Here is a 13,599-nt window from a genome sequence, read left to right on the forward strand (position 1 = left end):
CTCAGGTGCCCCAGCGGGCCTTCTCGAGCATTTCCAGCGCCTCGGCGGCCGCTCCCTCACCGCCGGCGCGCAGCGAGCGGGCCGCCTCGTCCACCAGATCGGTGAGCCGCTGCCACTGCGCGTCCCGCTCCCGGGCCGCCTCCGCCTGGGCTTTGAGCTGCTGCGTCTTGGTCCACAGCTCGACGAAGATGGACACCTTGGCGCGCAGCACCCACGGGTCGAACGGCTTCGTGAGGTAGTCCACGGCGCCGACCGCGTACCCGCGCAGGGCGAGCTGGGCGTCGCGGTCGGCGGCGGTGAGGAAGAGGATCGGCACGTGCCGGGTCCGCTCGCGGCGCTTGATGTGGCTCGCCGTCTCGAAGCCGTCCATGTTCGGCATCTGCGCGTCCAGCAGGATCACGGCGAAGTCGTCGACGAGCAGCTGCTTCAGCGCCGCCTCGCCGCTCTCCACCGCCACCGCCTGCACGGGCAGCCCCTGCAGGATCGCCTCCAGCGCGACCAGGTTGTCGCGCCGGTCGTCGACCAGCAGAGCCTTGGCGCGCTCAGCCACGCTCACTCTCCGTCCCCGAAGTCTCGGACGCGTTCACCCAGCGAGCCATCAGCTCGATGAGCTGGTCCAGGTCGACGGGCTTGGTGATGTAGTCACTGGCCCCCGCGGCCAGCGCCGACTCGCGGTCACCGGGCATCGCCTTCGCCGTCAGGAACACTACCGGTAGGTCGCGGAAGCGCTGATTGCGGCGGATCCCCCGGGTCGTCTCGTACCCGTCCTGGTCCGGCATCATCGCGTCCATCAGCACGATGTCGACCTCGGGGTGCTCGGCGAGCAGCCGTACGCCGTCCACGCCGTTGTCGGAGTAGAGCACGTTCAGCCCGTGCATCTCGAGGGCGCTGGTCAGCGCGAAGACGTTGCGGACGTCGTCGTCGATGATCAGCACGGTGGCGCCGTCGAGTTGCCGGCTGGCGGGGGTGACCGCGTGCGGCTCCGACTCGGCGGGCTGGGCGAGCAACGGCATGTCCAGCGACGACATCGACGAGGCCCGGGGCGGCCCGCTCTTCTCCGCCGCGACCTGCGGCAGCGCGGGCATCGGGATGGTGTCGCGGACGAGCACGTCGGGCACGTACAGGGTGAAGGTGGAGCCGTCGCCCGGCGCGGACGACACCACGATCGTGCCGCCGAGCAGCGCGGCGAACTCCCGGCTGATCGACAGGCCCAGGCCGGTGCCACCGTACTTGCGGCTGGTCGTGCCGTCGGCCTGCTGGAACGCCTCGAAGATGAGGTTCAGCTTCTCGTCGGAGATGCCGATGCCGGTGTCGCTGACCGCGAACGCCACCACCAGCTCCGCCGACGTCAGCGACGGCAGGTCGAAGTCGGTGCCCGGGGCCACGGGGAAGATGCTCAGCGTGACCGAGCCGCGGTCGGTGAACTTGACCGCGTTCGACAGCAGGTTGCGCAGGATCTGCTGCAGGCGCTGGGTGTCCGTGACGATCGAGTCCGGCAGGTCGGGCGACACGTCGACCCGGAAGTCGAGGCCCTTGTCCTCGGCCTGCGGGGTGAACGCCTGCTCGACGTACGACCGGATCTCCTCGAAGTCGACCTGGTCGGGCTCGACGTCCATGCGCCCCGCCTCGATCTTGCTGAGGTCGAGGATGTCGTCGATCAGCGAGAGCAGGTCCGAGCCGGCGCTGTGGATCGTACGGGCGAACTCGATCTGCTTCTCGCTGAGGTTCTTCTCCGGGTTCTCCGCGAGCAGGCGCGCCAGCAGCAACAGCGAGTTGAGCGGGGTCCGCAACTCGTGGCTCATGTTGGCCAGGAACTCCGTCTTGTACGCCGACGCCCGCGACAGCTGCTGCGCCTTCTCCTCCAGGCCGAGGCGCGCCAGCTCGATCTCGCGGTTCTTGACCTCGATGTTGCCCTTCTGCTCGCTGAGCAGCTGTGCCTTGTCCTCCAGCTCGGCGTTCGTACGCTGCAGCTCCGCCGACTGGTCCTGCATCTCCCGGGCCAGCCGCTGCGACTGGGCGAGCAGTTCCTCCGTACGCCGGTTGGCCTGAATGGTGTTGAGCGCGATGCCGATGGTGGCCACCAGCCGCTCGAGGAACGTCAGGTGCAGCCCGGAGAACGCGGCGACCGACGCGAACTCGATCACGCCGAGCATCTCGCCCTCGAACAGCACCGGCAGCACGACGAGGTCGTTGGGCGGCATCGCCATCAGGCCGGACCGCATGGTCAGGACGCCGTCGTGGGTGGCGCGCACCCGGATCGTGCGCCGCGAGACCGCCGCCTGCCCGACCAGCCCCTCACCGGGCCCGAACGTGACCTCGTTGGTACGGGCGACGTACCCGTAGGAGGCGGCCAGCCGCAGGCGCATGACCGCTTCCTCGTTGTCCATCAGGAAGAAGGCGCCGAGCTGGGCCTCCACCAGCGGCGTCACCTCGGTCATGATCATGCGGCAGACCTCGCCGAGGTCGCGCTGGCCCTGCAGCAGGCCGCCGATGCGGGCGAGGTTGGAGTCCAGCCAGCCCTGCTCGGCGTTCGCCTTGGTGGTCTCGCGCAGGGTCACGATCATCTGGTTGATGTTGTCCTTGAGCTCGGCGACCTCGCCCTGCGCCTCGACGGCGATGCTCTGCGTCAGGTCCCCGCGGGTCACCGCGGTGGACACCTCGGCGATCGCGCGCAGCTGGGTGGTCAGCGTGGAGGCGAGCTGGTTGACGTTGTCGGTAAGGTCACGCCACGTACCCGACACGCCCTTGACCTGGGCCTGACCGCCGAGCTTGCCCTCGATGCCGACCTCGCGGCCGACCCGGGTGACCTCGTTGGCGAACGAGGACAGCTGGTCGACCATCGTGTTGACGGTGTCCTTGAGCTCGAGGATCTCGCCGCGGGCGTCGACCGTGATCTTCTGCGACAGGTCGCCCTTGGCCACCGCGGTGGTGACCGAGGCGATGTTGCGCACCTGGGCGGTCAGGTTGGACGCCATGTAGTTGACGTTGTCGGTGAGGTCGCGCCACGTGCCGGCCACGCCGGGCACCTGCGCCTGACCGCCGAGCTTGCCCTCCGAGCCCACCTCGCGGGCCACCCGCGTCACCTCGTCGGCGAACGACGACAGCTGGTCCACCATCGTGTTCACGGTCGACTTCAGCTCCAGGATCTCGCCCTGCGCGTCGACCGTGATCTTCTGCGACAGGTCGCCGCGTGCGACCGCGGTCGAGACCTGCGCGATGTTGCGGACCTGCGCGGTCAGGTTGGAGGCCATCGAGTTGACGTTGTCGGTGAGGTCGCGCCACGTGCCGGCGACGCCGCGTACCTGGGCCTGGCCGCCGAGCTTGCCCTCGGTGCCCACCTCGCGCGCCACACGCGTGACCTCGTCGGCGAACGACGACAGCTGGTCCACCATCGTGTTGACGGTCGACTTCAGCTCGAGGATCTCGCCACGGGCGTCGACCGTGATCTTCTGCGACAGGTCACCCTTCGCCACCGCGGTCGTCACCGAGGCGATGTTGCGCACCTGGCTCGTCAGGTTGGACGCCATGTAGTTCACGTTGTCGGTCAGGTCCCGCCACGTACCCGAGACGCCCTTGACCTGGGCCTGGCCGCCCAGCTTGCCCTCCGAACCCACCTCGCGGGCCACCCGCGTCACCTCGTCGGCGAACGACGACAGCTGGTCCACCATCGTGTTCATCGTGTTCTTGAGCTGCGCGATCTCGCCGCGGGCGTCGACCGTGATCTTCTGCGACAGGTCACCCTTGGCCACCGCGGTGGAGACCTGGGAGATGTTGCGGACCTGGTCGGTGAGGTTCGCGGCGAGCTGGTTGACGTTCTCGGTCAGGTCGCGCCACGTGCCGGAGACGCCACGGACCTGCGCCTGACCGCCCAGCCGGCCCTCGGTGCCCACCTCGCGGGCCACCCGCGTCACCTCGTCGGCGAACGACGACAGCTGGTCCACCATCGTGTTCACGGTGTCCTTGAGCTCCAGGATCTCGCCCTGGGCAGCCACCGTGATCTTCTGCGACAGGTCACCCTTGGCCACCGCGGTCGAGACCTGGGCGATGTTGCGCACCTGGCTCGTCAGGTTCGAGGCCATCGAGTTCACCGAGTCGGTGAGGTCCTTCCACGTGCCCGCCACGTTGGGCACGTCGGCCTGGCCGCCCAGCTTGCCCTCCGTGCCGACCTCGCGCGCCACCCGCGTGACCTGCTCGGCGAAGAGACGCAGGGTGTCGGTCACGCCGTTCATCGTGTCCGCCAGCTCGGCCACCTCGCCGCGGGCCCCGACGGTGATCTTCTGCGACAGGTCGCCGCGCGCCATCGCGGTGGCCACCTGCGAGATCGACCGCACCTGGTGGGTCAGGTTCGAGGCCATCGTGTTGACCGAGTCGGTGAGGTCCTTCCACGTACCGGCGACGCCCCGCACGTCGGCCTGACCGCCCAGCGCGCCCTCGGTGCCCACCTCGCGGGCCACCCGGGTGACCTCGCTGGCGAACGACGACAGCTGGTCCACCATCGTGTTGACCGTGCGGCCGATGCGCAGGAACTCACCGCGCAGCGGGCGCCCGTCCATCTCCAGCGCCATGTGCTGGGAGAGGTCGCCCTCGGCCACCGCGACGATGACCCGGGAGATCTCGGTGGTCGGCCGCGCGAGGTCGTCGATCAGGGAGTTGACCGAGCGCACGCTGTCGGACCACGCCCCGTCCAGTCCCTCGTCGTCGAGGCGCTCGGTGAGCCGGCCCTCACGGCCGACCGTACGGCTGATCCGCCGTACGTCCAGGTTCTGCCGCTCCTGCAGCGTCACCACCTCGTTGAACGCGTCCACGAGCTCGCCGAACGAGCCGCTCCGGCGCGCCAGGCGGACCTTCAGGTCACCGTTTCGCACCCGGCGCAGCGCCTCCGCCAGCTCGCCGAGCAGCACGGTCTCCTCGGCCACGCCGGGGCCGGCCTCTTTCGCCGTCGTCATGCTGTCCTCACTCGCTGTCCAGGGCAGGGCGTCCCATCATCCCTCGCCCGGCCGGGTCATTGCGAGATGTGGCTTTGTGCAACCACCGGTCGGCAGGAGAGGATGCACTCGTGTCGGTGGAGACGGGACGCACGACGGGCGCTCTGGTGCGCCGTGTCCGGCTGCCCAACGACCGGCGTACGCCCGCCGCCGCCCGCGCGCTCGTCCGCTCGGTGCTGGAGGAGACCGGCCTGGACGAGCTGATCAACGAGGCGTTGCTGCTGACCACCGAGCTGTCCACGAACGCCGTGGTGCACGCCGGCACCGAGCTCGACATGGAGGTCGCCGCCGACCCGGGCGGGCTGACCGTCACGGTCACCGACTTCGCACCGGGCCCGGTCGAGGAGCTCGCGGTCGGCCCCCGCAACGACAAGACGGAGATCGGCGAGGTAGCGGAGCGTGGTCGCGGGCTGCTGCTGGTCGACCACTTCGCGAGCCGCTGGGGCACGGTGCACGAGGGCACCGGCAAGGGCGTCTGGTTCCGGCTCGAGAGCCGGCCGGCCACCGCCTCCCCCGCCGTGCTGCCCGTGCTGGAGGGTGACGCCGCCCCGACCGTCGGCGAGCTGACCGCGCTGCTGCAGAGCGACGCCGAGCGGCCCACCGAGGAGACGCTGGCCGAATTCGCCGCCGACCTGATCGCCCGCCTGGCGCGGCTGACCGGAGCCACGGGCGGGGTCCTGCGGCTGGACCGTGGCGACGGCGGCGGGCGCCAGCTGCTCGCCCGGCACGGCCGGCCCCCGCGCGACAACGCGGCCACGATCCGGGTGCCGCTGTCCGTGCAGCGGCCGTACGCGGGTGAGCTGGAGCTGGACGCCTCCCCGGAGGGCTACGCGCTCCCCCTGGCCACGCTGGTCGCCGAACGGCTGTCGCTGCACCTGGAGAACGACCGGCTGCGGCGTACCGACCTGCGGCGGCAGACGTGGCTGACGTTCCTCGCCGAGGCCAGCGAGCTGCTCGCCCAGTCCCTCGACGTGAACCTGACCATGGCGCTGATCCCGCAGCTGGTGGTGCCGCGGCTGGGCCAGTGGTGCGCGGTGCACACCACCGACTCGTGGGGCCGGCTGCAGCTGGCGGCGGCCACCCACGCCGACGAGTCGGCGGTGTCCCAGCTCTACGGCACGCTGTCGGAGACCGGCCCCGATTCGATCCTGGCCCGGCTGGAGGAGGCGTCCCGGCTCGGCCAGCAGGTCATGTTCGGTACGCCGTCCGAGGGCTTCGCGGTGCCCCTGGTCGCCCGGGGCCAGCGGCTCGGCACCCTGGCCGTGGGCCGCCACGTGCGGCACCGGCACGACGTGGACGAGGTCGCGGTCCTGGAGGACGTGGCCCGCCGCGCCGCACTGGCGATCGACAACGCCCGCATCCACGACGAGCGGCACAAGGTCGCCCGGACCCTGCAGGCCTCGCTGCTGCCGCCGGCCCTGCCGCACGTCGACGGCGTGGGCTTCGCCGCGGAGTACGTACCCACCGGCTCCGAGGTGGGCGGCGACTTCTACGACGTGGTCCCGACCGGGGACGGCTGGGTCGTGGTGGTCGGCGACGTCTCCGGCAAGGGCGTCCAGGCCGCCACCGTGACGGGGCTGGTCCGCGACGTGATCCGCATCCTGGTCGACGACGGCAAGCCGATGACCGAGATCCTCTGCCGGGTCAACCGCACGCTGGTCCAGCGCGGCGGCGGACGCTACTGCACGCTGGCGATGGCCTCGGTCACCCGCGACGGCACCGACCTGCGCGTCTGCCTGCATCTGGCCGGCCACGACCGCGCGGTGCTCGTGCATGCCGACGGCCGAACCGCGTTCGTCGGCGAGGGGGGCACGGCCCTGGGCCTGCTGGAGAGCATCTCGTCGCCGGATGTCGCCGTCACCCTCGGCCCCGGCGACTCGCTGATCTTCTACACCGACGGCGTGACCGAACGCCGCCGCGGCCGCGAGCTGTTCGGCACGGACCGGCTGCGGCAGGCGGCGACCCCGCTGGCCGGTTATCCGGCCGACGTGATGGCCGCGCGGCTCCGGTCGACGACGATCAACTTCTCCGTCGAGGAGCCGCGCGACGACATCGCGATTCTCGTCCTGCGTAACGACGCCTGACCTTTACGGCTTGGCGCAGAGGGCGGCGTCCACGGTGTCCGTGACGTGGGTGAGCATCTTCTCGCCGGTGGGCAGCCCGGTCACCGCGACCACGGCGCTGCGACCGTCGGTCGTGACCAGGTTGCGCGTCTCGAAGCCCTGGATGTCGCCGCCGTGGCCCCAGGCGTACCCGCCGCAGGGCAGGGGGTGCCGGGCGACGCCGAGGCCGTACTGCCAGTCGCCGGTCGGCTCGAAGCCGGGCGCCGGGACGGTCTTCGTCATGGCGGCCTGCTGCGCGGGCTTGAGCAGCTTGCCGCCGATCAGCGCCTCGAAGAACGCGCGCAGGTCACCGGGGCTGGACACCAGCTGGCCGGCCGACCAGCCCAGCGACGGGTCCATCCGGGTGACGTCGACCCACGGCGCGCCCGGCGCGGTGGCGACGTAGCCCTGCGGGTGCCGGCCGCGCAGGCTCTGCTCCCCCACGCCCGGCCAGTACGTGTCCCGCAGCCCCAGCGGCTCGATGATCCGGCGGGTGATCTCCTCTCCGATCGGGCGCTCGGTGACCCGCTCGACGATCAGCCCGGCGAGGATGTAGTTCGTGTTGCTGTACTCCCACTTCGTGCCGGGCGCGAAGTGGGGCGGCTGGGTGAGGGCGGCGTCCACCAGCCGGCGCGGCTCGAAGTAGGAGTGGCTCTTGCCGACCAGGTCCTCCGGCTTGGTGAAGATCACGTCGTCGTAGTCGGGCAGGCCGCTCGTCTGCTGCAGCAGCTGATGCACGGTGATCCTGCTGCCGTCGTTCCCCTTGCCGTGCACCACGCCGGGCAGGTAGTGCTCCACGGTGGCGTTCAGGTCGATGCGGCCCTCGCCGACGAGCTGCATCGCGACCACGGCGGTGAACGTCTTCGTGTTGCTGCCGATGCGGACGTGGGCGTCGCGCGGAACCGGGCGGTGGTTCGTGAGGTCGCCGACGCCGGCGGTGTAGTCGCGGACGTGACCGTCGGTGCCGCGTACCGAAGCGAGCACGCCGGGGAAACCGTCCTCGCTGACCAGCCGGTCGATCCGCTGCTGCACCGCGTCGTCGCGGACCCGGTGCGGAGCCTCGGCGGGACCGGCGAACGCCGATGGCGCGGCGAGGGCGGCGCCGGCGGTCAGGGCGGCCAGGGCACCCCCCGCGATCGTGAACGTACGGCGGCGGGTGGGTACGGCTGTGTGCGACATGTTCGCTCCTCGATGAGCCGGATGGCTGAACACCGTCCATCCTTCGAGAAGCGGGGTATGACCACGATCCAGCCAAGTGCCCGGCGCGGGTACAGCAGGCACTACCAGCCTGACCGATCCGACCTTTTTGTCGGCTGCGTCGTGGCATGGTGTTTGTCGTGGCGAAGACTCAGTACTACACGGCGACCAGCATCGACGGCTTCACCGCCGACCTGGACGACTCCCTCGAGTGGCTGTTCGAGGTCGACGAGGGCACCGACAACCCCTTCGGCGCGTTCTTCGCCAACATCGGCGCGTTCGCGATGGGTGCCACCACGTACGAGTGGGTCCTCAAGAACGACAACGTGGTCGACGAGCCGCAGAACTGGCACGACATGTACGGCGACATCCCCTGCTGGGTGTTCACCCACCGGGAGCTGCCGCTGGTCCCGGACGCCAACATCTTCATGGTCAGCGGCGACGTACGCCGGGTCCACGAGGCGATGACAGTCGCCGCGCAGGGCCGCAACGTGTGGCTGGCCGGCGGCGGCGACCTGGCGGCCGAGTTCGCGGACGCGGGCCTGCTCGACGAGGTCATCCTCGCGGTCGCGCCGGTGATGCTGGGCGCGGGTACGCCGGTCCTGCCGCGCCGGCTCTCCTCCCAGCAGCTGGCGCTGACGAACGTCGCCCAGATGGGCCAGTTCGCCTACCTGACGTACGCGGTGGGCGTGCTCGCCGACCTCGGCCGCCACATGGCCGCCGACGTCCTGCGCCGCTCACCCGCCCACACCTGACCGGTCGCCCGGGTCACTCGGTGAACGCGGTGAAGGACAGCGCCTCGTCGAACCGTCCGGCGGCGAGATGGTCACGGCGGATGAGGAAACGCCCGCGGTGGACCTCGTCCGGCACGAACTGGGCCAGCGGTAGCCATTCACGCATCACCCGGAGGGTCTCCCTCTCCAGGTACGCATCCCGCTCGCCCGGCCGGATGACGAGTTCACCAGCGCGTTTCCGGGCCTCCAGGTTCTTCTCGGCCATCTCGGTCTCCGGAGTGGCGTACATGTGATCGGTCGCGAGTGCGCCGATCCCGCCGGTGTACCCGCCGAGGCGGACGGAGGCGCCGTTGCTCTCCGGCCACAGCTTCCCGGCGAGAACGCGGAGTTCCTCCCGGTGCGGCAACCGGAGCCCCAGGTGGTCGTCGGACCCGGGAGCGGTCGGCGTCGCCATGTCCGCGCGCCGGAGCCAGCTGGGCAACTCCGCGTTGACCTCGGCGATCAGTGGGCGCTCGTCCCCGATGAAGGAGAGCGTCGTGTTGTAGAACGGCTGCCCGGAGTGATCGGGCTCCGGCGCCGTCACGGTTGGTGTGCCGACCGGCACGTACACCACCCGCGCGTACTCCATCTCGCTGTCGTTGTCGTTCTCCTCGCGTTCTTCCAGAGCCATGTCGTGGTCCAGGAAGAGGAGCAACGAGCCGTCGGCCGGCAGCGGCAGGTCGTCCACGCGGGGAAGCGCCGCGCAGTCGAAGGAGGCGATGAACGGCAACGGAAGCGATCCCGAGGAGGGCCACGGCATGTCCGCGGGCAGCCGCGGCAACCCGCCCCTCTGCCCGACGACGGGACCGGTGTAGTGCGGGCTGGTCCAGATGGCGAAGCGCAGGAATCCGGCGAACGCGGTGGCCTCGTCCGCCGGGACACCCAGCTCGGCCGCCGCACGGAGGAATCGCTCTCGGTGGTTCATGGCCGGTGATCGTGACATATCGATTCAGAACAGGTCTTGACGGCTCGCCATGTCGATCTCCGTGCTGATCGCCCGCGGCGCCGAGATCGCCACGCAGCGTCCGCCGCGGGCCAGCAGCACCCCGCGCACCGCGTCCAGGATGCCTTCGACGCGTTCCGCGGCGAGCGTGCCGGGCAGGACCGCGTGCACGATGCCCCGGCCCGCCGAGCCCCGGACCGGCACCGGCATCCCGGTCACGTCGCGCAGCGCGTACACCGCGGACTGCAGGTCGGCCGCCGGCACCGCGATCCGCAGGGCCACGTCGTCCGGGCCGAACGGGTAGCGGCCCCACCAGCCCGGCGCCACCGGTGACGTGGTCGCGTCACGGCCGAGCGACTTCTCCAGGTCGGCAGCCCGCTGCGCCACGTCGGCCGGTTCGCCCTCAAGGAGGACTGCGAGCGCGCCGCGGGCGGCCGTGCCCGAGCCGCGCGACGGAACCGCCCGCGGCTGCCCGGCCGAGCCCGGCGACGGAACCGCCCGCAGGTGCCCGGCCGAGCCTTCCGGCGGCACCACCCGCAGGCGCCCGGCTGCGGTGCCTCCGGACGGGCCGGAGCCCGGCGGGGGAACCACCCTCAGGTGCCCGGCAGCGGTGGGCTGGCTCCCGGCGGGCAGGTCCATCTCGACGGCGCTCGGGCCGACCTGCCGGGACAGCGTCTCGGCGATCAGGTCCTGGACGTCGCGCGGCGTCGCGACCGGCACCGACACCCAGCGCCGGACCGCGGGCAGCGGCTCGAGGCGTACCCGCGCCGACAGCAGCACACCGTCGATCTCGGCGATGCCCGGGCTGCCGTTCTCACCGTCGGAGGTGGCCACCTCGCCGTCCCTGCCCACGTACGCGACGCTGACGACCTGGTCCGCGGCCGTGCCGAAGCGGTGGCGCAGCGGGCCCGTCTCGTTCACGGCGAGCACGCCGCCGAAGGTCGCCGTCACCGAGGGCGGGTCCACCGCGAGGCGCTGACCCCGCAAGGCGAGCGCCGCCTGGACGGCCCGGACGGTCGTGCCGGTGCCGATCTCGGCCGTCCCGGCCTCCGCGTCGTGGTGCCAGATGCCGTCGAGACGGCCCGTGTCGAGCAGCAGGTCCACGCCGGGCGGAGGCGTACCCCAATCGAGTTTGGATCCGGAACCGCGCGGGATGACGGCCAGGCCGCGCTCCCCGGCCAGGCGCATGGTGTCGGCGACCGCCGCGGTCGTCGCGGGCGCCGCGACGAAGCTGGCCAGGCGCCCGGCCACCGTGTCGGAGGGGCCGGCCGTCCGCGCGAAATCCGGCCCGCAGATGTCCACCAGCGCTCGCAGCAGCGGCTCACGCGCGGGAAGATCCGTCCCCATCGCCACTCCCCCGCTCCACATGCCAGCGCATCGATTGCCCCTGGAGATCGTCCACTCTGGCACATCGTACACATGTTCGAATGGCGTGGGGAGACGCGTGCACCGGCGGTGATCGACAACCGACCGGTAACGTGGACAAGCGTGACGACCGACATGCCCACGACCCCGCCCGCGGTACGCCAGCTACCCAGCGAGCGCACCTTCCACGGCGACACGGTCACCGACGAGTTCGCCTGGCTCGCCGAGAAGGAGAACCCGGACACGATCGCGTACCTGGAGGCGGAGAACGCCTGGACCAAACGGGCGACCGCGCACCTCGAGGGGCTGCAGGACATGATCTTCGAGGAGATCAAGCGCCGCACCCAGGAGACCGACCTCTCGGTGCCGCAGCGCAAGGGCGGCTACTGGTATTACACGCGCACGGTCGAGGGCAAGCAGTACGGCATCCAGTGCCGCGTCGCGGCCGCCCCGGGCGACATCGACCCGCCGGCCACCGGCGACGGCGCCCCGCTGCCCGGCGAGGAAGTGCTGCTGGACGGCAACCAGCTCGCCGAGGGCAGGAAATTCTTCGCGCTGGGCACGTTCGACGTCACGCCCGACGGCACCCGGCTGGCGTACTCGGTGGACTTCGACGGCGACGAGCGGTTCACGCTGAAGGTCAAGGACCTGCGCACCGGCGAGACGCTGGCCGACGAGGTGCCCGGCACGTTCTACGGCAGCGCCTGGTCCGCCGACGGCTCCACGCTCTTCTACATCACCGTCGACGACGCCTGGCGGCCCAACCGGGTGTGGCGGCACACCGTCGGGCAGCCCGCGGCCGACGACGTGGTCGTCTACGAGGAGGCCGACGAGCGGTTCTGGGTGGGCGTCGAGCTCACCCGCAGCGAGAAGTTCATCGTGATCGACACCAACAGCAAGATCACTTCTGAGGTACGCGTCATCGCGGCCGACAACCCGACGGCCGAGCCCGCGGTGATCCGGGAACGCGTCCAGGGCGTCGAGTACTCGGTGGAGCACCACGGCCACCGCTTCCTCATCCTGCACAACGAGAACGCCGAGGACTTCGCGGTCGCCTCCACGTCGGTCGACAACCCCGGCGAATGGGTCGAGCTGATCCCGCACACGCCCGGCACCCGCCTCGAGTCGGTCGACGCGTTCCAGCGCCACGTCGTCATCTCGCTGCGCCGCGACGGCCTCACCGGCCTGCGGGTGATGGCCGACGGCAGCACCGGCACGTACGACATGGAGTTCCCCGAGCCGCTCTACAGCGTCGGCCTGGCGGGCAACCCCGAGTACGACACGAACATCGTGCGGATCAGCTACACGTCGATGGTCACCCCGGATTCGGTGTACGACGTGGACCTGATCACCCGGGCGATGGTGCTGCGCAAGCGCAAGCCGGTGCTCGGCGACTTCGACCCCGACGCGTACGAGCAGCACCGCGAATGGGCGCTCGCCGACGACGGCACCAAGGTCCCGATCTCGATCGTGGCGCGCAAGGGCACCCCCCGCAACGGCACCGCGCCGCTGCTCCTGTACGGCTACGGCTCGTACGAGATCAGCATGGACCCGTACTTCTCCATCGCCCGCCTGTCGCTGCTGGACCGCGGCATGGTCTACGCCATCGCGCACGTGCGAGGCGGCGGCGAGATGGGCCGGCGCTGGTACGAGAACGGCAAGATGCTGACCAAGAAGAACACCTTCACCGACTTCGTGGCCTGCGCCCGCGCGCTGGTCGCGTCCTCGTGGACCAGCGCCGACCGCATCGTCGCGCGCGGCGGCTCGGCGGGCGGCCTGCTCATGGGCGCGGTCGCCAACCTCGCCCCGGACGCGTTCGCCGGCATCGTCGCCCAGGTGCCCTTCGTGGACCCGCTGACGTCCATCCTGGACCCCTCCCTGCCGCTGACCGTCACGGAATGGGAGGAGTGGGGCAACCCGCTGGAGAACGCGGACGTGTACACGTACATGAAGTCGTACAGCCCCTACGAGAACGTCACGAAGCAGGCGTACCCGAGAATCCTGGCCGTGACCAGCCTCAACGACACCCGCGTGCTGTACCACGAGCCGGCGAAGTGGATCGCCCGCCTGCGGGCGACCGCGCCCGAGGGGTCGTACCTGCTGAAGACGGAGATGGGAGCGGGCCACGGCGGGCCGAGCGGCCGCTACGACTCCTGGAAGGAAGAGGCGTTCGTGACCGCCTGGATCCTGGACACGGTCGGCCTCGCCTGACGTGCTTCATCGAGGGGCCCGGC

8 protein-coding genes are annotated in these 13,599 nt (G+C 70.9%); 3 read left to right on the forward strand and 5 right to left on the reverse strand.

Features of this window, described 5'->3' with window-relative positions:
* Nucleotide 1 precedes the first annotated feature (1 nt).
* Nucleotides 2-550 (reverse strand): response regulator, encoded by a 549-nt coding sequence (locus COUCH_RS38360; protein ID WP_249610006.1) that lies wholly within the window; start codon nt 548-550, stop codon nt 2-4.
* Nucleotides 543-4,946: a hybrid sensor histidine kinase/response regulator gene (locus tag COUCH_RS38365; protein ID WP_249610007.1), complete on the reverse strand. Its 4,404-nt coding sequence runs from the start codon at nt 4,944-4,946 to the stop codon at nt 543-545. The genes COUCH_RS38360 and COUCH_RS38365 overlap by 8 nt, the downstream gene beginning before the upstream one ends.
* 110 nt (nt 4,947-5,056) lie before the next feature.
* Here COUCH_RS38365 and COUCH_RS38370 point away from each other — a divergent pair, with 110 nt between their 5' ends.
* Nucleotides 5,057-7,069: a SpoIIE family protein phosphatase gene (locus COUCH_RS38370; protein ID WP_249610008.1), complete on the forward strand. Its 2,013-nt coding sequence runs from the start codon at nt 5,057-5,059 to the stop codon at nt 7,067-7,069.
* Between the two features lie 3 nt (nt 7,070-7,072).
* Here COUCH_RS38370 and COUCH_RS38375 read toward each other — a convergent pair whose 3' ends face one another.
* A complete protein-coding gene (locus tag COUCH_RS38375) occupies nt 7,073-8,266 on the reverse strand; it encodes a serine hydrolase domain-containing protein (protein ID WP_249610009.1) in 1,194 nt (397 codons plus the stop codon).
* A 146-nt stretch (nt 8,267-8,412) separates the two neighbouring features.
* On the opposite strand from COUCH_RS38375, the gene COUCH_RS38380 reads away from it, so the two are divergent.
* Nucleotides 8,413-9,039 carry a dihydrofolate reductase family protein gene (locus tag COUCH_RS38380; protein ID WP_430640861.1) on the forward strand — a complete coding sequence of 209 codons (627 nt, stop codon included), beginning with the start codon at nt 8,413-8,415 and terminating at the stop codon, nt 9,037-9,039.
* A gap of 13 nt (nt 9,040-9,052) precedes the next feature.
* On the opposite strand, the gene COUCH_RS38385 is transcribed toward COUCH_RS38380, so the two are convergent.
* The gene (locus tag COUCH_RS38385; protein WP_249610011.1) at nt 9,053-9,982 is read right to left on the reverse strand and encodes a DUF1963 domain-containing protein; all 930 of its coding nucleotides are present in this window, start codon (nt 9,980-9,982) and stop codon (nt 9,053-9,055) included.
* A 24-nt stretch (nt 9,983-10,006) separates the two neighbouring features.
* Nucleotides 10,007-11,347 (reverse strand): FAD-binding oxidoreductase, encoded by a 1,341-nt coding sequence (locus COUCH_RS38390; protein ID WP_249610012.1) that lies wholly within the window; start codon nt 11,345-11,347, stop codon nt 10,007-10,009.
* A 141-nt stretch (nt 11,348-11,488) separates the two neighbouring features.
* On the opposite strand from COUCH_RS38390, the gene COUCH_RS38395 reads away from it, so the two are divergent.
* Nucleotides 11,489-13,576, forward strand: a complete 2,088-nt coding sequence (locus COUCH_RS38395) for a S9 family peptidase (protein WP_249610013.1) — start codon at nt 11,489-11,491, stop codon at nt 13,574-13,576.
* Nucleotides 13,577-13,599: the final 23 nt, after the last annotated feature.

Origin of the sequence: Couchioplanes caeruleus, assembly GCF_023499255.1 — a bacterium.
Classification (GTDB): Bacteria; Actinomycetota; Actinomycetes; order Mycobacteriales; family Micromonosporaceae; genus Actinoplanes; species Actinoplanes caeruleus_A.

Coding starts and splice junctions, on each gene's coding strand:
- COUCH_RS38365 (WP_249610007.1), bottom strand. CDS start 4,946: ATGACGACGGCGAAAGAGGCCGGCCCCGGCGTGGCCGAGGAGACCGTG.
- COUCH_RS38375 (WP_249610009.1), bottom strand. CDS start 8,266: ATGTCGCACACAGCCGTACCCACCCGCCGCCGTACGTTCACGATCGCG.
- COUCH_RS38390 (WP_249610012.1), bottom strand. CDS start 11,347: ATGGGGACGGATCTTCCCGCGCGTGAGCCGCTGCTGCGAGCGCTGGTG.
- COUCH_RS38380 (WP_430640861.1), top strand. CDS start 8,413: ATGGTGTTTGTCGTGGCGAAGACTCAGTACTACACGGCGACCAGCATC.
- COUCH_RS38385 (WP_249610011.1), bottom strand. CDS start 9,982: ATGAACCACCGAGAGCGATTCCTCCGTGCGGCGGCCGAGCTGGGTGTC.